This is a genomic window from Streptosporangium sp. NBC_01810 (assembly GCF_035917355.1).
Classification (GTDB): domain Bacteria; phylum Actinomycetota; class Actinomycetes; order Streptosporangiales; family Streptosporangiaceae; genus Streptosporangium.
This window is the reverse complement of record NZ_CP109070.1, coordinates 1,297,808-1,314,911: the sequence shown is the minus strand read 5'-3', so window position 1 is coordinate 1,314,911 and position 17,104 is coordinate 1,297,808. Positions and strand designations below refer to the sequence as shown.

Annotated in this window: 36 protein-coding genes and 1 pseudogene; 34 read left to right on the top strand and 3 right to left on the bottom strand. The window is 69.9% G+C overall.

Going from position 1 to position 17,104, the window contains the following annotated elements; translation table 11 throughout:
• The first annotated feature begins 84 nt into the window (after positions 1 to 84).
• Entirely contained in the window at positions 85 to 465 is a 381-nt protein-coding gene (locus OIE13_RS06210) for a hypothetical protein (RefSeq protein ID WP_326642152.1), read from the top strand.
• A 278-nt stretch (positions 466 to 743) separates the two neighbouring features.
• On the opposite strand, the gene OIE13_RS06205 is transcribed toward OIE13_RS06210, so the two are convergent.
• From OIE13_RS06205 to OIE13_RS06195, 3 genes are all read right to left on the bottom strand, one after another.
• A complete protein-coding gene (locus tag OIE13_RS06205; protein ID WP_326829730.1) occupies positions 744 to 1,928 on the bottom strand; it encodes a tyrosine-type recombinase/integrase in 1,185 nt (394 codons plus the stop codon).
• Positions 1,929 to 1,971: 43 nt separating this feature from the next.
• A complete protein-coding gene (locus tag OIE13_RS06200) occupies positions 1,972 to 2,250 on the bottom strand; it encodes a hypothetical protein (RefSeq protein WP_326829729.1) in 279 nt (92 codons plus the stop codon).
• A 221-nt stretch (positions 2,251 to 2,471) separates the two neighbouring features.
• The gene (locus OIE13_RS06195) at positions 2,472 to 2,957 is read right to left on the bottom strand and encodes a hypothetical protein (protein WP_326829728.1); all 486 of its coding nucleotides are present in this window, start codon (positions 2,955 to 2,957) and stop codon (positions 2,472 to 2,474) included.
• A 205-nt stretch (positions 2,958 to 3,162) separates the two neighbouring features.
• On the opposite strand from OIE13_RS06195, the gene OIE13_RS06190 reads away from it, so the two are divergent.
• The 33 genes and pseudogenes from OIE13_RS06190 (at position 3,163) to OIE13_RS06030 (ending at position 16,992) form a co-directional block, all read left to right on the top strand.
• The gene (locus tag OIE13_RS06190; protein ID WP_326829727.1) at positions 3,163 to 3,630 is read left to right on the top strand and encodes a hypothetical protein; all 468 of its coding nucleotides are present in this window, start codon (positions 3,163 to 3,165) and stop codon (positions 3,628 to 3,630) included.
• Positions 3,631 to 3,645: 15 nt separating this feature from the next.
• A pseudogene (locus OIE13_RS06185) lies at positions 3,646 to 3,831 on the top strand (BldC family transcriptional regulator); the annotation flags it as partial.
• Positions 3,832 to 4,040: 209 nt separating this feature from the next.
• Positions 4,041 to 4,376, top strand: coding sequence for a hypothetical protein (locus OIE13_RS06180; RefSeq protein WP_326829726.1), 336 nt, complete (start codon positions 4,041 to 4,043; stop codon positions 4,374 to 4,376).
• Complete coding sequence (locus OIE13_RS06175; RefSeq protein ID WP_326829725.1) at positions 4,373 to 4,732, top strand: hypothetical protein; 360 nt, start codon at positions 4,373 to 4,375, stop codon at positions 4,730 to 4,732. The genes OIE13_RS06180 and OIE13_RS06175 overlap by 4 nt, the downstream gene beginning before the upstream one ends.
• On the top strand, positions 4,725 to 5,282 hold the full coding sequence (locus OIE13_RS06170; RefSeq protein ID WP_326829724.1) for a hypothetical protein: 558 nt from the start codon (positions 4,725 to 4,727) through the stop codon (positions 5,280 to 5,282). The genes OIE13_RS06175 and OIE13_RS06170 overlap by 8 nt, the downstream gene beginning before the upstream one ends.
• On the top strand, positions 5,279 to 5,416 hold the full coding sequence (locus OIE13_RS06165; RefSeq protein WP_326829723.1) for a hypothetical protein: 138 nt from the start codon (positions 5,279 to 5,281) through the stop codon (positions 5,414 to 5,416). The genes OIE13_RS06170 and OIE13_RS06165 overlap by 4 nt, the downstream gene beginning before the upstream one ends.
• On the top strand, positions 5,413 to 6,420 hold the full coding sequence (locus OIE13_RS06160; protein ID WP_326829722.1) for an AAA family ATPase: 1,008 nt from the start codon (positions 5,413 to 5,415) through the stop codon (positions 6,418 to 6,420). The genes OIE13_RS06165 and OIE13_RS06160 overlap by 4 nt, the downstream gene beginning before the upstream one ends.
• Positions 6,417 to 6,950 carry a hypothetical protein gene (locus OIE13_RS06155; RefSeq protein ID WP_326829721.1) on the top strand — a complete coding sequence of 178 codons (534 nt, stop codon included), beginning with the start codon at positions 6,417 to 6,419 and terminating at the stop codon, positions 6,948 to 6,950. Before OIE13_RS06160 ends, OIE13_RS06155 begins: the two co-directional genes overlap by 4 nt.
• Positions 6,950 to 7,231, top strand: coding sequence for an SWIM zinc finger family protein (locus tag OIE13_RS06150; protein ID WP_326829720.1), 282 nt, complete (start codon positions 6,950 to 6,952; stop codon positions 7,229 to 7,231). Before OIE13_RS06155 ends, OIE13_RS06150 begins: the two co-directional genes overlap by 1 nt.
• On the top strand, positions 7,228 to 7,632 hold the full coding sequence (locus OIE13_RS06145; RefSeq protein WP_326829719.1) for a hypothetical protein: 405 nt from the start codon (positions 7,228 to 7,230) through the stop codon (positions 7,630 to 7,632). The genes OIE13_RS06150 and OIE13_RS06145 overlap by 4 nt, the downstream gene beginning before the upstream one ends.
• Entirely contained in the window at positions 7,632 to 7,763 is a 132-nt protein-coding gene (locus tag OIE13_RS06140; protein ID WP_326829718.1) for a hypothetical protein, read from the top strand. The genes OIE13_RS06145 and OIE13_RS06140 overlap by 1 nt, the downstream gene beginning before the upstream one ends.
• A gap of 52 nt (positions 7,764 to 7,815) precedes the next feature.
• A complete protein-coding gene (locus OIE13_RS06135; protein ID WP_326829717.1) occupies positions 7,816 to 8,118 on the top strand; it encodes a hypothetical protein in 303 nt (100 codons plus the stop codon).
• A gap of 87 nt (positions 8,119 to 8,205) precedes the next feature.
• Positions 8,206 to 8,364 carry a hypothetical protein gene (locus OIE13_RS06130; RefSeq protein WP_326829716.1) on the top strand — a complete coding sequence of 53 codons (159 nt, stop codon included), beginning with the start codon at positions 8,206 to 8,208 and terminating at the stop codon, positions 8,362 to 8,364.
• Positions 8,361 to 8,636, top strand: coding sequence for a hypothetical protein (locus OIE13_RS06125; RefSeq protein WP_326829715.1), 276 nt, complete (start codon positions 8,361 to 8,363; stop codon positions 8,634 to 8,636). The genes OIE13_RS06130 and OIE13_RS06125 overlap by 4 nt, the downstream gene beginning before the upstream one ends.
• Positions 8,633 to 9,112, top strand: coding sequence for a hypothetical protein (locus tag OIE13_RS06120; RefSeq protein WP_326829714.1), 480 nt, complete (start codon positions 8,633 to 8,635; stop codon positions 9,110 to 9,112). The genes OIE13_RS06125 and OIE13_RS06120 overlap by 4 nt, the downstream gene beginning before the upstream one ends.
• Entirely contained in the window at positions 9,096 to 9,413 is a 318-nt protein-coding gene (locus OIE13_RS06115) for a hypothetical protein (RefSeq protein WP_326829713.1), read from the top strand. The genes OIE13_RS06120 and OIE13_RS06115 overlap by 17 nt, the downstream gene beginning before the upstream one ends.
• Positions 9,406 to 9,630 carry a hypothetical protein gene (locus OIE13_RS06110; RefSeq protein WP_326829712.1) on the top strand — a complete coding sequence of 75 codons (225 nt, stop codon included), beginning with the start codon at positions 9,406 to 9,408 and terminating at the stop codon, positions 9,628 to 9,630. The genes OIE13_RS06115 and OIE13_RS06110 overlap by 8 nt, the downstream gene beginning before the upstream one ends.
• Positions 9,627 to 9,950 carry a DUF4326 domain-containing protein gene (locus OIE13_RS06105; RefSeq protein WP_326829711.1) on the top strand — a complete coding sequence of 108 codons (324 nt, stop codon included), beginning with the start codon at positions 9,627 to 9,629 and terminating at the stop codon, positions 9,948 to 9,950. Before OIE13_RS06110 ends, OIE13_RS06105 begins: the two co-directional genes overlap by 4 nt.
• A complete protein-coding gene (locus OIE13_RS06100) occupies positions 9,938 to 10,105 on the top strand; it encodes a hypothetical protein (protein ID WP_326829710.1) in 168 nt (55 codons plus the stop codon). Before OIE13_RS06105 ends, OIE13_RS06100 begins: the two co-directional genes overlap by 13 nt.
• The gene (locus OIE13_RS06095; protein ID WP_326829709.1) at positions 10,102 to 10,461 is read left to right on the top strand and encodes a hypothetical protein; all 360 of its coding nucleotides are present in this window, start codon (positions 10,102 to 10,104) and stop codon (positions 10,459 to 10,461) included. The genes OIE13_RS06100 and OIE13_RS06095 overlap by 4 nt, the downstream gene beginning before the upstream one ends.
• Positions 10,458 to 10,778 carry a hypothetical protein gene (locus OIE13_RS06090; RefSeq protein WP_326829708.1) on the top strand — a complete coding sequence of 107 codons (321 nt, stop codon included), beginning with the start codon at positions 10,458 to 10,460 and terminating at the stop codon, positions 10,776 to 10,778. Before OIE13_RS06095 ends, OIE13_RS06090 begins: the two co-directional genes overlap by 4 nt.
• Positions 10,775 to 11,020, top strand: a complete 246-nt coding sequence (locus OIE13_RS06085) for a hypothetical protein (RefSeq protein WP_326829707.1) — start codon at positions 10,775 to 10,777, stop codon at positions 11,018 to 11,020. Before OIE13_RS06090 ends, OIE13_RS06085 begins: the two co-directional genes overlap by 4 nt.
• A gap of 25 nt (positions 11,021 to 11,045) precedes the next feature.
• Complete coding sequence (locus OIE13_RS06080; protein WP_326829706.1) at positions 11,046 to 12,188, top strand: hypothetical protein; 1,143 nt, start codon at positions 11,046 to 11,048, stop codon at positions 12,186 to 12,188.
• On the top strand, positions 12,188 to 12,487 hold the full coding sequence (locus OIE13_RS06075) for a hypothetical protein (protein ID WP_326829705.1): 300 nt from the start codon (positions 12,188 to 12,190) through the stop codon (positions 12,485 to 12,487). Before OIE13_RS06080 ends, OIE13_RS06075 begins: the two co-directional genes overlap by 1 nt.
• Entirely contained in the window at positions 12,484 to 13,314 is an 831-nt protein-coding gene (locus OIE13_RS06070; protein ID WP_326829704.1) for a DNA adenine methylase, read from the top strand. Before OIE13_RS06075 ends, OIE13_RS06070 begins: the two co-directional genes overlap by 4 nt.
• Positions 13,314 to 13,538: a hypothetical protein gene (locus tag OIE13_RS06065; RefSeq protein ID WP_326829703.1), complete on the top strand. Its 225-nt coding sequence runs from the start codon at positions 13,314 to 13,316 to the stop codon at positions 13,536 to 13,538. Before OIE13_RS06070 ends, OIE13_RS06065 begins: the two co-directional genes overlap by 1 nt.
• Before the next feature lie 114 nt (positions 13,539 to 13,652).
• Positions 13,653 to 13,835, top strand: coding sequence for a hypothetical protein (locus OIE13_RS06060; protein WP_326829702.1), 183 nt, complete (start codon positions 13,653 to 13,655; stop codon positions 13,833 to 13,835).
• A 41-nt stretch (positions 13,836 to 13,876) separates the two neighbouring features.
• The gene (locus OIE13_RS06055) at positions 13,877 to 14,209 is read left to right on the top strand and encodes a hypothetical protein (RefSeq protein ID WP_326829701.1); all 333 of its coding nucleotides are present in this window, start codon (positions 13,877 to 13,879) and stop codon (positions 14,207 to 14,209) included.
• Between the two features lie 12 nt (positions 14,210 to 14,221).
• Positions 14,222 to 14,407: a hypothetical protein gene (locus OIE13_RS06050; protein WP_326829700.1), complete on the top strand. Its 186-nt coding sequence runs from the start codon at positions 14,222 to 14,224 to the stop codon at positions 14,405 to 14,407.
• Positions 14,404 to 14,847, top strand: coding sequence for a DUF6248 family natural product biosynthesis protein (locus OIE13_RS06045; RefSeq protein ID WP_326829699.1), 444 nt, complete (start codon positions 14,404 to 14,406; stop codon positions 14,845 to 14,847). The genes OIE13_RS06050 and OIE13_RS06045 overlap by 4 nt, the downstream gene beginning before the upstream one ends.
• Positions 14,848 to 14,878: 31 nt before the next feature.
• Positions 14,879 to 15,829 (top strand): hypothetical protein, encoded by a 951-nt coding sequence (locus OIE13_RS06040; protein WP_326829698.1) that lies wholly within the window; start codon positions 14,879 to 14,881, stop codon positions 15,827 to 15,829.
• A gap of 39 nt (positions 15,830 to 15,868) precedes the next feature.
• Positions 15,869 to 16,222 carry a hypothetical protein gene (locus OIE13_RS06035; RefSeq protein ID WP_326829697.1) on the top strand — a complete coding sequence of 118 codons (354 nt, stop codon included), beginning with the start codon at positions 15,869 to 15,871 and terminating at the stop codon, positions 16,220 to 16,222.
• Positions 16,223 to 16,317: 95 nt separating this feature from the next.
• The gene (locus OIE13_RS06030) at positions 16,318 to 16,992 is read left to right on the top strand and encodes a hypothetical protein (RefSeq protein ID WP_326829696.1); all 675 of its coding nucleotides are present in this window, start codon (positions 16,318 to 16,320) and stop codon (positions 16,990 to 16,992) included.
• Positions 16,993 to 17,104: the final 112 nt, after the last annotated feature.

Genomic DNA, 17,104 nt, shown 5'->3' with positions numbered 1-17,104 from the left:
AAATCCTCCAAAGGCGTAGGGATCGCGTCAAAGCCCTGGCGATGGGCCCGGGTATCGGCTCCCATGGGACCGAAGGGCGGTGTCGTGGGGCGTCGCCGGGCCGGGATCCGCCGCCTGCTGGAGGGTGTTGTGAACGAGGTCGTGGGACTGTGGTTGCTAGGCGTCGGCCTCGCCCTGTTCGTGCTCGCAAAGCGCATCAGGGGCGGGCCGATACGCGGCTGGGGCGGGCTGGCGGCCAGGATGGGCCTGGGGGACGCGCGGTCGTGGGAGATAACGCACGACGAAGTCGAGCCGTGGATCGCGTCGGCGGGGGTCGCGTCGGGGCTGGCCGGGCTGGCGTCCCTGTCCATCGAAGAGAGCTCGGTACTGGCCGCAGTGACGACGCTGGGCTTGGGACTGTGCGGCGCACTGCTGGTGGCCGCCGCCGTGACCGGACGCGCGCGGTTACGGCGGCCCGGCGCCTGAGAGCCTGATCACGGCTGCGTCCCCCGCCTCGCTCCCTTCGGATGCGCTCGGCTTCCCGCTGGTGCCGGCAGTCGGACGGCCCGGCGAGGAGCTTGAGGTGCTTCCTGGGGACGCGTCGGAGATCCGGAAAACACCGACTCACCCTGACCCGCAGTAAAACATGACGTGTTGCATAACCGCTGGTCAGAGCCTAGATCGACCCGTTGACCAGCAGCGCCACACACTCCACGTGGTGGGTCATCGGGACCACATCGAATTTGCATCATCACAGCTCAGAGCTAGGTAACTGATCCACGATCAGTCCCCGTGCGCATCTGATGCGCATCTATCTGCGACCACGCCGCCTCGATCTCCCCGTGCGCACCGGGAGCGAGATGGGCGTACCGAAGAGTCGTCTGGTACGAAGCGTGACCAAGGAGGTCCTTGACCCTGTACAGGTCGACACCGGCCTGCACGAGCCAGCTCGCCGCCGTGTGCCGGCAGTCGTGCGGGTCATACCTCGGCACCGGCTCGACCCTCTGCTCCTTCGATAGCTTCCGGTTCGCCTCGCGGATCTGCTCGTTCGCCCTGTCGATCGCCTCGTACCAGACGACCCGCCAGTTCGCCCCCGACAGCAGGGCTCGCTCCTCAGCCCCCGGCGACCGACGCCGGGAGACGAACAAGAACGCGTCCCGGCCCCGCTCGGCGATGAGCGGGGCCATCCGGTCCAGCGCCCACCGGGGCACCGGCACCTCCCGGCGCGAAGAGGAGTTCTTCGGGTACTCCTTCCACTTCCCAAACTGCGAGACCACCCCGCGGATCGAGACCTTCCCCCGCAGCCAGTCGACCGGGTTGCCCGTTTCGTCGGCGCGCTCGGCGCCGCAGACGCCAGCGGCCTCGCCCCACCGGGGCCCGGCGTAGCACATGAGGTCGGTCATCACCCCGTGCCCCTCGGGCAGCTCGGCGACGATCGCGGCAACCTGCGCCGGGGTGAACCAGCTCGGCAGCTTGGCCACCGTCGCGGGAAGGACCACCTTCTGGCACGGCGACGCCGGGATGACCCCCTCCAAGGCAGCGTCCCCGAGCATGCTCGCCAACAGGTTGTAGGAACGGCGGATCGCGTACCGGCCGTCACCCCGCTGCTCCATCTTCCGCACCCACTCCTGGACGTTGATACGGCCGATGTCGCCCATCCGCCACTCCTTCCAGTGCGGGAGGATTCGCAGCCGGAACTGGGCCTCGTCCCCGCGCCGGGTCTCGTCCTCGACGACGCGGGCCGCCCACCACTTCTCGTGCCACTCCCCCACCGTGATCCGCCCGGCGCGCGGGTTGACCTTGTGGCCTTGAGCGATCTTCGCCTCCTGCTCCTTCGCCCAGTTCTGGACGACGGACTTCAGCTTGTGCGTCTCGGTGACCCGTCGTCCGCCAGGCAGGTCCACGGTGGCCTGCCACAGACCAGAGGGCAAGCGGCGATATCTGGCCATATCGGCCTCCAGGTATCGGGAGTGAAGGAGGGGGGGACATCGATTATGCGAAATTGCGGCCGATCTCGTCGGAGGCCTGGACGAGCAGCGAGGGAAGCGAGGGCCGTATCAGGGAGCGATCCACGAGCAGGTCTACGACATTGCCGCGAACATCGACATACAGCAGGTCACGGCCCGCCCCGATGTCCGAGACTCGGTGGATACGGAGATCGAACACGGGGCGGCGGTTGGGCTGGTCGAACCATCGCCGCCCCTGGAGGAGCCTCTCGCCCACGCGGCCGAGCTCGGTCGCGAGAGGCTCCTCAAGGAGATCATCACCCACGAATACGGTGACATCCCCCTTTACGGCATGAACTATTACTGGTTGTGTAACGGGAATAATTTTGCGCGATAAAAGACAATACGTAACTTTTCCGGGCACTCGCTTCACCGCCACGACATTGTGGGTTGAACTGAATGTCCAATCTGTCGCGCAACACAATGTGTTGTCTGCTACAGCAGCCACTGAGTAAGCCGAGTAAGCGGAATGTATCTAATAAGTTACTAACTGTCCTTGTTGGCCAGACGCCGAGCCATCTCCGCCGCCATCTCCGCGACCAGCCGCCGACCCGCCTCATCCAGCCCCGCTGGGGCCGGAATCACGATCACATCCCCTCCGGCCAGTTCGACCCGAGCCGCTTCACCCTCCAGACCAGGCCATCGCTCTGCGGCCAGCCGGCGGATGCTGGTCAGGTGCCGGCGATAGGAATCCTCGTACGCCTCCGTGCCGTCCTCGGCCTCGCCGCGCGCCATCCCCGCAGCCAGAGCGCGCAGACGCCACTCCTCCGGCCGCCCGGTGCGCTCCTCGGTCAGGTCGATCAGCCACTGCCGCCTCAACTTCCCGTCACCCTGCGGATCACGGGACCGCAGCTCCAGCTGGCGGTAGGACTCATGCCCCCCGCCTCGACCTGGACGACTCTCCAGGTACTTCACCACGTAGCTCGCCAGGCTCCCTGGAGCCTCGCCTGTCGATTCTGGTCGCGACGGCATCTCGTCGCCTCTCTGTCGCCCTCGCCTGCCCTGGCGTCCTGTCCAGACACCAGAGGTTTGCTGTCTGTGTAGTCCTCGGTCGACCAGACAACAATATGAAGCAATGAAAGCAGATCCCCTAGGCCACATACCGAATCGCTGGACAACCGAATCGAGCAGCGCTTAAAGTGTCTGCGTGCCCAGACAACGAACTAGGAGTCAAGACATGGCACGACGACCCACGATGATCCTCCGCAGCGGCGCCGCTCTCCGGCAGGCTATGCAGGCGGCGGGTTACGACACCGTGAGCCTCGCCGCGCAGGTCGAACGGTCTAAGTCGCTGATCGGGTACCTCTACTCCGGCACCCGCACCTCCACCAGCGAGACCACCGCCCACGCGATCGAGGACGCCCTCAAGGTAGACAGAAGCGCACTTTTCCACCCGTTTATGTCTGCGCCATCAGACAACATCAGAACTGGAGAGGACATGGAGACCCTGCTCAAGCCCAAGGACGTGGCGACCCAGATCGGCTGCTCCGAGAGCCACGTTCGTCGCCTCATGGCTGGCGGAGAGCTGGCCATCAGCGACATCGCCATGCCCGGCGCGCGCAGATCGAAGATGCGCATCCCCTCGGGCTCGGTCCTGGACTACATGCGCCGCCAGGCCCAGCCCCACCCGACCCGCACCGCCTAATCCGAAAGGACCCCCATGGCCAACCAGCCCGATCCCCTTCTCACCCCCGCTGAGGTCGGTCAGCTTTTCCGCGTCGCCCCGAAGACCGTCACCCGCTGGGCGAAGGCCGGCCGACTCGGCTCCATCCGCACCCTGGGCGGCCACCGCCGGTACTCCGAGCCCGAGGTGCAGGCCCTGCTCCGCGGCGAGCCGACCACCCGGCACTCGGTGGGGGTGGAGCCCCTCACCGACGAGCTGCGCCGCCTCACCACCGTGCCCGACGGCGCGACGCTGGCCGTCGTCGAGCGGTCCAGCGGGCAGGCCGTGAAGGTCTGCACGACCGACGCCCAGGCCAACGGCGTCTCGATTGAGGACATGGCGCGCAGCTACGCCCGCACCTACGGCGCGACCTACGTCTCGGCGGTGAAGGCATGAGCGCCCCCGCCCTGGAGGCCGTCACGGAGTTAGCCGCACGCCAGGTCCTGGCCGCCGCCGCCGACCTGCTGGAGACGACGTACCCGGCGCCCCGGGTGACGTCGGTGGACGTCACCCGCGTGGTCATCAAGGCCGCTGACCGGGTGCTGCCCGGCGACGAGCGCGGCTCCTACCACCTGGCGTGTGACGCCCTGGACGCGCTGACCGCGCACCGCACCGCGCTGGGCGAGAACCCCAAGGCGCTGGACCGGTGGACCACCGTCTACAGCCGCGTCGAGATGGTCGCGCAGATGCGCGCCTCAGCCGAGCAGGCCCCGGCGGTGACGGCATGACCGCCAACCCGACGCTGACCGGCCAGCAAATCGCGGCCCGTGCCCTGCTCGACCTGCTGGGCCGGGACCTGCCGGGCGTGACCTGGACCCTCTGCCTCTACACGGGCCTGCTCAGCGGGCAGCCCGACCACCAGCCGCCGCTCGCTGACCGGCGGGCCGCCATCACCCGCTACGCGGAGGTCCTCGACGCCACCCCCGAGGTGCACCGCTACCGCAACCCGACTCCTGACCACGCCGGGCACCTTGGCGTGGACGCCGAGTACCTCGGCGCGCGGATCCGGGTGTGGGTCGCGCTCACGGAGGCGGACGTCGCTGAGCTCGACGCCGAGCAGGCCCCGGCGGTGGCTGATGCCTGAGATCCGCATTCCCGAGGGGCCGATCGAGGCCGAGCCGTGGGACGCGATTCGCACCTCCCCCGGCGAGTCCCTGACCGCCGCGTGCCGCACCGCCCTGCTGCGCGAGCTGGGCGGCCTGGAGGCCGGTGCTTGGGATGACGAGCTCCTGGGCTGGCTCGCCAACCAGGACCCGTCCGTCGTCGCGACGGTGTGCTCCTGGCTGCGCCGGGTCCGCTCCTTTCCGCCTCCGGCCTCTCCCGCCTCGCGTAGCGAGCCGTACGGCCCGCAGGCGGGCGACGAGCTCGTGGCCGCGGACGGCACACGGTGGCGCGTCGTCAACCTCCCCCAGCCCGAAGGCCGCTCTCGTACCCGCCTCCTCCTCTCTCACCAGGTGGACGCCAGTGACAGGCGGCCACGTCGGGTCGAGGAGGTCCGTGCTCAGCACGGCGAGCTGACGCTGGCACACCGCCCCACCACCCCGACCGTGCGAGGCGGCCCCCCGCTCGACGACGCCACCGAGGCCGAATACCGCGCTGAGCGGAACGACCACAACCCCGAGGAGCAGACATGACGCACTGGCTGACCACCTTCGACGAGGACGGCGATCCCTCCGGCTCGATCTGCCACTGCGAGATCAACGCCGACCACCTGTCCAGCGGGCGACCGTTCCCCGAGCCCGCACTCACTCCCGAGGAGAACGCGTGATCAACACCCGACAGCCCACCGGCCGCGCCCCCTGGCCCCTCATCCTCATCGAGGGCGGGGAGAAGAGCGGCAAGTCCTGGGCTGCCGCCCAGCTGTCCGCCAGCGAGAAGGTCGGCCAGACCTACTGGATCGACCTCGGCGAAGGCGCGGCCGACGAGTACGGCGCGATCCCCGGCGCCCGCTACCTCGTGGTCGAGCACGACGGCACTTGGGGCTCGATCCTCACCCAGGTGCGCGAGGTGCGCGAGGAGGCCGCCCGCGCGGCGAAGGCCGGGGAGCCGCCCGTCGTCCTGGTCATCGACTCGATGACCGCCGAGTGGGACCTGCTCAAGGACTGGGCCGCCAACCGCGCCAAGGAAGCCGCAGCCAAGAAGGGGAGGCACGTCGACCCGAACGACGAGATCAAAATCCCCATGAACTTCTGGAACGACGCGACCACCCGCCACCGCCGCCTGATGACCCTGCTCATGACCTTCCCTGGCATCGTCGTCATGACGGCGCGCGGCAAGGAGGTGGCCTCCCTCGACGCAGCGGGCCGCCCGATCGAGGGCAGCAAGGAGTACAAGGTCGAGGGGCACAAGAACCTCGCCTTCGACAGCTCCGCCTGGGTACGGCTGTCGCGCGACCGGCCACCGGTCGTGGTCGGTGCTCGCTCGGTTCATGCAGGCATCCGCCCCGGCGTCGACGACCCTCATGAGCTGCCGGAGGGATGGAGTCTCGAGGGACTGGTCTTCGACGTCCTGCGCTGTGACCCGCAGGGCACCCGGGCCCGGGAGATGACGACCCTCCAGGCCGGAGCCGAGAGCCCGGACCTGGACAACCTGTCCCCGGAGACCGAGCGGCTGCTGGGCGTGGCCGAAGACGCCTCGAACGTCTCGGAGCTGACGCTCTGCTGGACGGCGACCGGGGCCGCGCTGAAGGCCGAGCAGATCACCCAGGCCGAGGCCGACCACATCGCCCGCCGCATCAAGGCGCTGGGCGCGGAGATGCAGGCCGCGGCGTGAACCTTTTCGAGATAGTCGTGGGCGAGCCTCCACGGGAGGACGAGTTCCTCGGCTGGCTGGAGGAGCGGGGCCAGCGCATCGCAGCGTGCGCCGCTCGCCCCTTTGGGCACCGCTGGCAGGTCGAAGGCGAGCCGGAGGAGGAGCCTCACCTTTCGTGTGAGGACTGTCCGGCAGGTGCGGATGACCTCATGCCGGACCTGCTGGACATCCTCGCCTACTACGCCACGCTGGAGACGATCGGCGACCGAGAGGTGCGGTGGGGATCTCCTCTCGCGGCCGATGCCGCTCCATTCGCGATCCCGGTGAACATCTCGATCGAGACCATCACGCACACGGGCGACTACGGCACCGAGTACGACTACGAGGTCCACATCACCTCGCGGGGTGGTGAGGGTGCCCCGACGGGCCGCGGCTGTGCCTCGGCCGGCTGTTCGCGCCGGGCGGCCACCACGATCCACGCCTGCGGCACCGTCCACCTCTGCGAGCCCTGTCTGGCGATCGTTGTCCAGCTCTCCGACGACGGCTCGTGATGGCCGACCTCCGCAACCGCGCCCTGGCCGCGATCCGCGAGGGCCGCGTCACCATCCTCGACGCCCGATCCGACCCCGACGCCATCCGCCCGACCTGGGTGTCGGCCATCGTGCGCGGCCACACCGGCCGCCACACCGTCACCTACCGCGGCCCCGGTGGCGGGTGGGCGTGCTCGTGCCGCGAGGCCGGGCGCTGCTCTCACATCGGCGCCGTGGCCATCTCCACCGGTCAGCCCAGTCTGGCCGGCCGTTCCGACCTCACCTCTGAGAGGGCCTCATGACGCACATCGACGACCTGTACGAGCCGTACGACGACCGGGAGCCGGAGCCGCCGGAGGAGCACGAGCAGCCGCTGGACCTCGACGAGCTGGCCGCCACTCTCGCCGACGCGCGGAACGACCCCGGCGAGCTCGGGCAGGCCACGGCCGAGGTCCTCGCCGCCGTCCCGCACCTGCTGGCCCGGCTGCGCGCGGCCGAGGCCGAGCTGGAGGACTGGCGTAACCGGACCCACCGCTACGAGTACGGCACCACCCTCGGGCCTCTGCCGGGAACCTCGGGCGAACCGTTCTGGCCGGTCTCCCGCGACCAGGCCGAGCTGGCGTGGCAGCAAACCGGCCTCACGCCGTGGGTGCGCACCATCAGCACCTCGGACTGGGCCGAGCTGACCGAGCCCCCGTTCTGATGGCGCACCGCAAAGGCCGCGACCGCGCAAGGCACGGCAAGCGCCTCCGCCTGAACCCCGCCGAGGTGGCCCTGGTCGCCCTGGCGGTGCTCGTCACCGTCGTCGTCCTGATCGCCTACTACGCCCGCTGAGCAGCCCCCGCCGTCGCTTACACGGCGGGGACCACCCACTCAGGAGGATCTCATGATCTCCAACCCGTACAGCGCCGACACCAAGCCCGAGCCCGAGCCCGAGCGTTTCGAGGTCGAGGCGAAGCTCAACCTCAAGGGCACCGCGGAGTTCACCGGCGTCCGCCACCACCACGACAAGGCGCCCACCTCCGGGATGCGCGTGTGCGGCGTCGACCTGGTGTTCGCCACCCCGGCCGAGGCCGAGCAGTTCGCCTCCGCCGCGATGGTCATGGCCAACCAGCACCACATCGCGTGGGACCGCAACGGCATCGGCCGTACCCGGTCGAACGTGCCCGCGCAGGCCGCCCCGCAGTAGCTCGCCCTGGTGGCCGTGCTCGCCCTCACAGGCCGCACGGCCACCCCTGGCCCCCTGACCCGCCCTCACCACCACTGAGGAGTCCTGATGGACCTCAAGACCTTCGCCCAGACCCTCACCCGCAAGATCAACGAACTCGAGGGAGTGGAAACGGCCGAACTCCTCGACGGCCAGGACCCGCCGCTGATCGGCGTCTCCACCACCGACGGCACGGACGCCTTCTTCGTCGAGATCCAGCCCTCGTGATGGCCACCTCAGCGCAGATCGAGCTGGCCGCCCGCGCGAGCGACCAGCCGACCGTCTTCCGCAGCGACCAGGCCCGCGCCACCGGGCTCGTCTACGTCGCGTACACCAACGACACCAGCGCTGCGGCCGAGCGGGAAGAGCGCTTCCACGCCGCCCGCTTCGCCCGCCAGCACGGTCCCGACCTGCTCGACGCGCTCGGCCTGTCCGACGTTCCTACCGGCCCTGAGGGCTGGTGCACCTGCCCGACCCCAACCTCCACGGAGAAGCAGTGACCACCGACCCCCGCCTGAAGACCATCACCGAGGCACTGCGCACCCTGATCCCCGGCGCCGTCCCCGACAACCTCACCGTGCGCGTCGAGGAGCAGCTGCTCGCCGGGCAGAACTCCTGGGACGGGACCATCGACGCGGTCGCCGCAAAGATCCACCACGCCTTGCATGGGCGCCCGGAGCAGACCCCGGCCAACGAGCCGCCGGTCGCGGCAGAGGCGCCCATGCTCACCCCGGAGATCGCCGCCCACGTCCTCCACCACTTCGGCACGACCGGCGGCGTCCAGCCCGACATGTTCACCCGCCACCTGATCACCGCCATCGCGTCCCTGGGCCACGACCCCGCCATGCGCCTCATCGCCGCGTACGCCCACGCCGTCCGCCGGGCGGCCACCGACGCCGGTATCCGCGGTCTCCAGGACCTGGCCGGGCTGATGCTCGTGCCGGCACCCCAGGACGGCGGTGAGCACCGTGGCTGACCTCACCGTCCCCGAGGAGCTCCGCGCCGTCGCCACGAACCTCCGCTGCGAGCACTCGTTCCCCGTCCAGCCGCCCCACGGGTCGCTCCTCGCGCCCGGCCCCTGCAGCCGGTGCGGGGTGGCGTGGGCCGTCTGTGCCAGGGACGTACCCGACCGGCTCCGCGAGCCCCTCGCGGCCCTGCTGGAGGTCGTGTCCAGCGTCGCCGAGTACGCGGCGGAGCGAGGCTACAGCACCAACGCGCAGACCGACGCCACCCTGTCCGTCGCCCGCGCCGTGAACGGCGGTGCCGCCGATGTGTGAGCACCCCGGCGACACCCGTCTCGTCATGGGCACCCGCAGCCCAGACGGCTCCGTCCACACCCGCGCCTGGACCATCTGCACCCACTCCGCCGAAGGCCTCGCCGAGCAGCTCGGCCCGCCCGACGCCGAGACACTCGCCAACGCCAAGGCCGTCGCCGACGTCGGGCGCACCATGCTCGACACCCCCGGCCTGATCCGCACCGAGAGGTCGTCATGAAGCGCGTCAAGGTCGCCGGCGACCTCTTCCATGGCCGTGTGCCCGACGGAGCCGTCTACGTCGGCCGGGCCGCCCCCGGCCTGCCCGCGAACCCCTGGCACAACCCCTTCAGCGTCCGCGACCGAGGCCGCGATCGGGCGCTGGAGCTGTACCGCGCCTACCTCGACGCTAACCCCGCCATCGTCGAGCGCGCCCGCGTCGAGCTGGCCGGCAAGGACCTGGCGTGCTGGTGCGCGCTGTTCGACAAGGCCGGTCGCCCCGTCCCGTGTCACGCCGACGAGCTGCTCAAGCGGATCGAGGTGGCCCCGTGCGACGCCTGATCGGACGCCTGATCGCGTGCCTGCGCCGGGGGCACTGGCCGCAGCTCCACCGGGGCCGCCACGTCACCCTGTGCCTGCGCTGTGAGCCGTGCCTGGTGTGCCGGTCCGACGCGTTGTCCTGCATCGGCCGATGCGCCGCGGAGCGGCTGTCATGACCGCCGGGAGCCACGAGCGCGGCACCGTGCGCGGCTGCCTCGCCTGCGCCGACCCCGGCCAGCTGCTGGCCTGGCTCGCCTCCGAGCGGGCCAAGGCCGACGAGCACGCCGCCCGGGCGACGACGCTGCGGGCCGCGGGCGAGGAAACCGGGCAGCGGCACCTGGCCGCCGTGATCGCCGGTGAGGGCTGGAAAACCCTCGTGGCCTTGCAGCAGGAGCACCTGCGGCTGTGCGGTGAGTCCAACGCCTACGCCCAGCGCGCGCTCATCATCCGCGGTCACGCCGACCTGGTCGAGGCCGCCCACCCTCAGGCCGTCGGGCCGCAGCAGTCGGCGCTCTTCGGAGCGGCGTCATGAGTGGCGACCGCACGGAGCTGCTCCGCATCGGCCTGGAGGTGATGGTGCCCATGTCCATCGCCAAGATCGCCGACTGGTCGGCCGAGGACCGGCAGGCGGCTGCGGTCTCCGCCGCTGACCTGATCAGCTCCGGCGCCGACCAGATGTGGGAGCACAACCCGCGCAAGCGGGACCTTCCGCAAGGGCGCGTCACCGCCACCATCGCCCAGGGTCTCGCCGTGCTGGCCTATCAGCCGGGCGGCGTGACCTGGGCGGGCAGCCACTGGTGCACGGCCCCGCACGAGGGGTGCCCGACGCCGGCCAGGTGGTCGTCATGACTGAGGAGCAGCTGGCCGCGACCCTCGCCGTCGTCGTCACCCCGCAACGCCTGTACGCCGAGCTGAACGCGCGCCGCAAGGAGCTCGGCTGGCCGTGGTGGCGGGTGGCTGTGGCGCTGGACGTGAGCGTCAGCGCGCTCAACCGGATGCGGCACGGCGCGCACATCCAGGGGATCCGCGAACGCGCCCCGGAATGGCTGGAGCGCCTCGACCGAAGACCAGCCCAGCCCCGGCCCGAGTAACCCAGCACACGGAAGACGGAGAAGCGTGAACGAGGAAGAACGCGGCGTGGCGATCGACGAGGCCGACCTCCCGGCCTGGGCCCGGTCACGCTTCTCTGCTGCCCAACTCCAGCTGCACAAGGGGCTGCAGTGGGTGCTGCTGATCTACATGAGCACCAGCCTGGAGGCGTCTCGCCTGAGCGTCGCCCAACGGCTGTACGTCCACACGATCGGCAAGGAGCGTAAGGAGGCAAAGCCCAGCTTGGAGAGCCTGGCCAGGGATCTGAACATCTCCCCGCAGACGGCTGTGGTCTCCATTCAGGACCTGGAAGAGCAGGGCTGGGTCGTGGTGAAGCGCGTCAGTACGCACTTCAACATCTACCGCCTGGCTTGGCCGTTGGAGAACGTGCTGGCTGCCGACAAGGAGGTCGACAAGTGCGGGCGGCTCACGAAGAAGGGGGAGGTCTGCACGCGTCGGGCGGGCTGGGGGACGGACACGCCGGGTGTCGGACCGTGCAAGCTGCACCCGATTCAACCCCAACCGTTGGAGTTGAAAGAGGACCCCGAAGATCCGAATGAACTCCAACCATTGGAGTCCACCGAATCCGATTCGACTCCAACCGTTGGAAATTTCAACTCCAACCATTGGAGCAATGAACTCCAACCGTTGGAGCAACTCACTCCAACGGTTGGAGTGGAGTACGAAGGGAGTGCGTTACGGAGTTCGTTACTGAGTACGTCCACTCCGGTTCTGTCCGAAGGACAGCTAACGGTCCGTACCGCGCGAGCCCTCCACGCGCCTTCGGCGAACCAGAGCGGCTTCGCCGCCCGATCACTCGTCTCAGCCATCCCCCGCTACCGGGCCGCCCCCGGCTGGGTGAAGAAAAACCTCGCCACACTCGCTGACGCCGCCCTCGCCGCTGGCTTCCACCGCGACGCGATCGTCCAGTACGCCGCCGCCGTCATCGCCGAGGCCCGGTTCGCCGAACACCAGCACATCCCCGAGTTCCGTGACGCCCTGCGCCGCCTCGGCCGCGACGCCGCCCTCGGCGACCTCCCCGCCATCCCCGAGCCCGCCCAGGCCGATCCCGACGCCCCATGGACCGATGAAGACCAGGCCGCATGGGAGCGCGTCCTCGACCACCTCGGCGTCGAGGACGCCGACCTTGACACCACCGGGACACCCTGATGGACCTCTCCAAGCAACTCCGCGACCTCCAGGCCGACGTCGACCGCCTCACCGAGGAACTCGCCGACGCCCGCCAGCGCGTCGACTCGACCGCCCGCGCCTACGACGCCCGCCGCCGCTACTCACCGGCCGGCGTCGAGACCTGCGCCGCACACACCGCGTGGGCCCTCGCCCTCAAGGAATGGGCCCACACGCTCATCACCCACGCCGCCGCCCGCGACCACCTCGACGTCCAGGCCGTCGACGGTCAGCAGGTCGTCGGCGACCACTTCCTCACCCAGACCCGGAGCACCCGATGACGCGCCTCGCACCGTCCGTGCCGTACTACGGGTCCAAGCAGACCCTCGGCCCCGCCATCGCCGCCCTGCTGCCCGCTCACGAGCACTACGTCGAGCCCTACGCCGGGAGCCTCGCCGTCCTGCTGGCCAAGCGGCCGAGCCGGATGGAGACCGTCAACGACCTCGACGGCGACCTCATGCACTTCTGGAAGATGCTCCGCGACGACGCGCTCGAAGTCGAACGGGTATGCGCCCTCACCCCGCACAGCCGCGCCGAGTACGAGGCCGCCCGGGACGCCGACCTGACCGCCGCGAGCGACCTAGAGCGCGCCCGCCTCGTCTTCGTCAGGCTCACCCAAGGCAGGGCCGGAACCATGCGCCGCACAGGCTGGCGCCACTACCAGAACCCCGCAGGCTGCAGCTCAGGGATGCCCCGCTACCTGGCCGGGTACGTGAGCAGGCTCGCCGCCGTCGCCGAGCGGCTCGCGATGGTTTCCCTGGAGTGCCGCCCCGCTCTCGATCTCATCGCCGCCTACGGCCGCCACCCCGAGGTGTTGCTCTACGTCGATCCGCCCTACCTCGGCACCACCCGGGCGGCGAACTACCGCCACGAGATGCGCAGCGAGGCCGAGCACGCTGCACTCGCCGACGCGCTCCACGGCTGCAAGGCGGCCGTCGTCCTGTCCGGCTACCACAGCCTCCTCTACGACGACCTCTACGCGGGCTGGCACCGGATCGAACTGGACGCCCACACCGGCCAGGCCAACGACGAGCAGGACCGCACCGAGGTCCTGTGGTTCAACCGGCCCGTCAGGGTCACGGCGCCGAGCCTCTTCGAGGAGAGCTGATGACCGCCGACCCCGACATCAGCGCCGAGTGGACCGCCCTCCGCCGAGGCCTCACCGCCATGCTCCGCCCCCACGTGCAGGACCACATGCTCGACGACCTCGTGAAGCGCATCGTCGCCGAACTGGTGAACGGACCCGGCTGGAGACCGCCGATCAAAGCGCTGCCCGCCGTGATCCGCGACGCCCGCGTCCGGCGAGCCCTGGCTGCCGAGGACGCGCCGTGAGGTGCCTGCTCCGCCACCGCTGGGTCGACATCGAGCAGATCGGTCGAGTCGTGACCCAGCGCTGCAGCCGATGCGGCAAGACCCGCACCCGAGCCCGCTGACCAGGCAGGAGCCATGAGCTACCCCGAGCACCCACTGATCAACATCTGGGCCGTCATCGCCGACCCCGACATCCCCGACGACGTCGTCGAGCGGCTGATCGACCGGCAGGCCGCCAGACGCGACGGCCGCACCCCCAACCCCGTACCCGAGGACGACAAGCCGTGGCTGGCCCGCCACATCGCACCGACCACCTGACCAGACCCGACCGAACCCCAGGCCACCCGAACGGAGGAACCATGTTCAGCAAGGCCGACCTACGCCCCTGCCGCCACTGCGGGAAGCCAGTCCGCTGGACGACCAGCGAGGCCGGGCGGCCGTTCGGCGTCAACCCGGAACCCGATCCCGAGGGCAACACCGCGGTGATGCGGGACGCCCCTGGCACCCTCCGCTCCCGCCGCGTCTCCACCGCCCGCCCGCTGCTGAGCCACGAGCGCCTGATGATGCCTCACGTGGCCACATGCGCCCCTCCGACACCTGAGGTCACCCAGTCCCCACGAACGCCCCCACGGGCCGCACAGGGCCGTCTAGCGACCGTCTACGACCTCGCCAGCTACCGCCGACCCCGATAGGAGCACCACCCCATGTACGTCGTCATCACCTACAACCAGGCCAGCCACCAGCCCGAACTCGGCAGCTGGAGCCTCTACGACAACCTCGACGACGCCCAGGCCGAACGCGACGACCAGCAGGCCCAGACCGACGCAGTCGGCCGCCGGGAACGGCACATCGTTGCCGAGGTCACCCCCATCGAGAGCGAGGAGCCGTGACACCCGACCAGGCCGAGTGGGTGCGGGCCAACATCTGGACCAAGCCCATGCGCAAGCAGCACCGAGACGTCCCCCTCACCGCCAGCACATGCGCCTGCCAGTCCGGCCTCACCCACTGGTGCCAGCCCGACATCGGCCAGCACGACCGCTGCCGCCGAGCCACCCCGCTCCCGACGTGGGAGACGCTGATCTGCGACCGCAGCGGCGTCTACCCCGCCCACCACGCCGAGCCGCACCAGCACCCCACACCGTCGATCACCGGGCCGCGCTACGGGTGCAGGGCGCAGGTGTACCTGGCCGACCGCATCTGTCAGTGGATCTGCCCCTGCGCCCACCACGCCAACACCCGGCCACTGGCCGCTCCGGAGCCCGAGACCGTACCGCGGACCTCGTGGACCTACGAGCTGGTCGAGCTCCCGCTGTTCGACCTCGCCACCTGACCCTCACCCCGACCAGCACAGGGAGCCGCTCATGCCACTGACCTGCCCCACCCCGAGCTGCGCCCGCACCATGCCCGGCCACCTGCGCGTGTGCCGGGCCTGCTCCACCGACCTGCTCCGCGACCTGCGCGACGTGCCCTCCCTCGCCCACCACATGGAGCTGGCCGCCGCCAAGCAGACGCGGCTCGGCACCAGCGGCGGCAGCCCCGCCCGCGAACTCGGGGAACACGCGGACGAGATCGGGCTCACGATCCGCAAGGCGCCTCTGCCCTGGGACGAGCGCGCCCGCACCGCCCAGCACGCCCTGCGCACCGTCCTGGTCGGCTGGGTGCGCGTCCTCCAGCACGGCGTCCGCCCCTACGAAGGGCCGAGGTGCCAGGACTGCGCGCACCGCTCCTGCACCTACCTGTCGCTCGGCCGCAGCCCCGCCGACACGCTGCCCGCCATGGCCGTGTGGCTGATCCGCCACCGTGCCGTCCTCCTCGGCCGCGACGCCGCCCCCGAGGCAGTGGACGGGATCCGTGAGGCGATCCGCCAGGCCCGCCGCACGATCGACCGGCCCGCGGACCGCATCTACGCCGGCCCCTGCAACCAGTGCGAGCGGGACCTCTACGCCCGCCCCGGCGCCCCGACCGTCGACTGTGGCCCGTGCCGTCTGCGCTACGACGTTCAAGACCGGCGGGACTGGATGCTGGCCCACGCCGAGGAGATGCTCGGCGGATCCGTGTGGGTCGCCAACGTCGCCACCGGCCTCGGCTTCAAGGTCAGCCCGTCCACGATCCGCATGTGGGCACTGCGCGGCAAGCTCACCCCGCGGACGTGGACACCGAGCCGAACGACGACCGCCGACCCTCAGCCGCTCTACCGCGTGGGCGACATCATCGCCCTCGTCATCCGCCGGGCTCCCGCCCCTTCTAGGGGAGCGCTTGACACTAGTCGCCCCGCAGACCACCCTGCATCGGACAAGCCCGGCCAAGCGTGACATCGAGGTCGGATAAGAGTCGTTTCACACGGGGGAATCATGTCCACCACGGGTAAGAGCAAGACGGTCGGCGGCGAGATGCTGTTGGCCCTGCTGACGCCGGAGCAGAAGGCGCACGTCGCCGCTGGCGTCGACCGCACGATCAAGGCCCTCGCCCAGCACGTGCTCGTGCCGGTTGCCGCACGCACCCAGGCCGTCATCGAGCAGGCAGTGACCCTCGCGGGTCAGGGATTGGCGGGCTACGTCAACTCGCCGGCCGGTCAGCGCCTTCTGAAGGACTTGGAGGAGTCGCAGCGGCCCATCCGTCGGGAGCCCGACATGGCCCAGCGGCTGTACCTCGCCCGCCGGATGGACCCGGCCGACCTGATCGACCTGCGAGACAGGAGGAACTGACCCTTCGGCAGGCGGCGGGATCAGGGGGTCCCGTCGCCTGCCGTAGTGCATCACAGGACGCCTGGGTGCGATGGCCGCCGCTACCCTTGTCCGCCATGGACGCTGCGACCGTTTTGCCCCACGTGATTAAGTTCGTGGGGGTCGCCATCTCGATAGTGGGCATCCTCGTGACAGCCCCAGACGGAACCCGCAGGGTCGTAGGCGAGGTGCGGGTTTGGCTGGGGCAGCGACGCAACCAGCTCCAGGCGGCTCTCGCACTGATCTTTCCAGGCGCGCGCCGGGTGACGACGATCCAGCTGGGAATGGCCGAAGAAGTCTCGGCCGTGAGCAAGTTGACCGTCATAAAATCTGGCGGCTACAAGTGGGACCCCTCAACTCCGATCGACGAACGTTTCCAGCTGCTACGCAGCTACATCGAGAGCGTCGAGGAGCGCCACAACCAGCTCGCCAGCCAGGTAAGCAAGGAGGCGTCCCAGCGTGAAGAAGACCTCGCCGCGCTGGAACGCAAGCTCACCGCTGCGATCACCGAACTTCGGCGGCTATTCGATGAGAAAGATCAACAGGCCGCCCGGATCGACGGGAAAGGCCTGCCCATCTTGGGCATAGGCACGGTCCTATCCAACTACTCCACCGAGGGTGGCGAACTACTCCCCTGGTACGTGGTCCTGCTGATCCTCGCCGCCTCTCTGACCATAACGATCGGCGTCGGATGGAGCTCCTGGCGTCAGCATCGGAAGCCTCGCCTGCCGAAGCCGACCTCCCAGGTTTGACGCGTGCACCACGGGAGATGCGTAGGGATGGGTAGTCCAACCTCGGCCCGTGGCCGCAGCGCTGGCAGGCTGCCACAGCCGCAACGTGGCTCCCGGTCTCCCCGCCCCACCA

What these genes read in the sequence shown, in the direction of transcription:
- OIE13_RS06205 (WP_326829730.1), bottom strand. Translation starts at nt 1,928, where the DNA reads ATGGCCAGATATCGCCGCTTGCCCTCTGGTCTGTGGCAGGCCACCGTG.
- OIE13_RS06195 (WP_326829728.1), bottom strand. Translation starts at nt 2,957, where the DNA reads ATGCCGTCGCGACCAGAATCGACAGGCGAGGCTCCAGGGAGCCTGGCG.
- OIE13_RS06190 (WP_326829727.1), top strand. Translation starts at nt 3,163, where the DNA reads ATGGCACGACGACCCACGATGATCCTCCGCAGCGGCGCCGCTCTCCGG.
- OIE13_RS06180 (WP_326829726.1), top strand. Translation starts at nt 4,041, where the DNA reads ATGAGCGCCCCCGCCCTGGAGGCCGTCACGGAGTTAGCCGCACGCCAG.
- OIE13_RS06175 (WP_326829725.1), top strand. Translation starts at nt 4,373, where the DNA reads ATGACCGCCAACCCGACGCTGACCGGCCAGCAAATCGCGGCCCGTGCC.
- OIE13_RS06170 (WP_326829724.1), top strand. Translation starts at nt 4,725, where the DNA reads ATGCCTGAGATCCGCATTCCCGAGGGGCCGATCGAGGCCGAGCCGTGG.
- OIE13_RS06165 (WP_326829723.1), top strand. Translation starts at nt 5,279, where the DNA reads ATGACGCACTGGCTGACCACCTTCGACGAGGACGGCGATCCCTCCGGC.
- OIE13_RS06150 (WP_326829720.1), top strand. Translation starts at nt 6,950, where the DNA reads ATGGCCGACCTCCGCAACCGCGCCCTGGCCGCGATCCGCGAGGGCCGC.
- OIE13_RS06145 (WP_326829719.1), top strand. Translation starts at nt 7,228, where the DNA reads ATGACGCACATCGACGACCTGTACGAGCCGTACGACGACCGGGAGCCG.
- OIE13_RS06140 (WP_326829718.1), top strand. Translation starts at nt 7,632, where the DNA reads ATGGCGCACCGCAAAGGCCGCGACCGCGCAAGGCACGGCAAGCGCCTC.
- OIE13_RS06135 (WP_326829717.1), top strand. Translation starts at nt 7,816, where the DNA reads ATGATCTCCAACCCGTACAGCGCCGACACCAAGCCCGAGCCCGAGCCC.
- OIE13_RS06130 (WP_326829716.1), top strand. Translation starts at nt 8,206, where the DNA reads ATGGACCTCAAGACCTTCGCCCAGACCCTCACCCGCAAGATCAACGAA.
- OIE13_RS06110 (WP_326829712.1), top strand. Translation starts at nt 9,406, where the DNA reads ATGTGTGAGCACCCCGGCGACACCCGTCTCGTCATGGGCACCCGCAGC.
- OIE13_RS06105 (WP_326829711.1), top strand. Translation starts at nt 9,627, where the DNA reads ATGAAGCGCGTCAAGGTCGCCGGCGACCTCTTCCATGGCCGTGTGCCC.
- OIE13_RS06095 (WP_326829709.1), top strand. Translation starts at nt 10,102, where the DNA reads ATGACCGCCGGGAGCCACGAGCGCGGCACCGTGCGCGGCTGCCTCGCC.
- OIE13_RS06090 (WP_326829708.1), top strand. Translation starts at nt 10,458, where the DNA reads ATGAGTGGCGACCGCACGGAGCTGCTCCGCATCGGCCTGGAGGTGATG.
- OIE13_RS06085 (WP_326829707.1), top strand. Translation starts at nt 10,775, where the DNA reads ATGACTGAGGAGCAGCTGGCCGCGACCCTCGCCGTCGTCGTCACCCCG.
- OIE13_RS06075 (WP_326829705.1), top strand. Translation starts at nt 12,188, where the DNA reads ATGGACCTCTCCAAGCAACTCCGCGACCTCCAGGCCGACGTCGACCGC.
- OIE13_RS06070 (WP_326829704.1), top strand. Translation starts at nt 12,484, where the DNA reads ATGACGCGCCTCGCACCGTCCGTGCCGTACTACGGGTCCAAGCAGACC.
- OIE13_RS06065 (WP_326829703.1), top strand. Translation starts at nt 13,314, where the DNA reads ATGACCGCCGACCCCGACATCAGCGCCGAGTGGACCGCCCTCCGCCGA.
- OIE13_RS06060 (WP_326829702.1), top strand. Translation starts at nt 13,653, where the DNA reads ATGAGCTACCCCGAGCACCCACTGATCAACATCTGGGCCGTCATCGCC.
- OIE13_RS06055 (WP_326829701.1), top strand. Translation starts at nt 13,877, where the DNA reads ATGTTCAGCAAGGCCGACCTACGCCCCTGCCGCCACTGCGGGAAGCCA.
- OIE13_RS06050 (WP_326829700.1), top strand. Translation starts at nt 14,222, where the DNA reads ATGTACGTCGTCATCACCTACAACCAGGCCAGCCACCAGCCCGAACTC.
- OIE13_RS06040 (WP_326829698.1), top strand. Translation starts at nt 14,879, where the DNA reads ATGCCACTGACCTGCCCCACCCCGAGCTGCGCCCGCACCATGCCCGGC.
- OIE13_RS06035 (WP_326829697.1), top strand. Translation starts at nt 15,869, where the DNA reads ATGTCCACCACGGGTAAGAGCAAGACGGTCGGCGGCGAGATGCTGTTG.
- OIE13_RS06030 (WP_326829696.1), top strand. Translation starts at nt 16,318, where the DNA reads ATGGACGCTGCGACCGTTTTGCCCCACGTGATTAAGTTCGTGGGGGTC.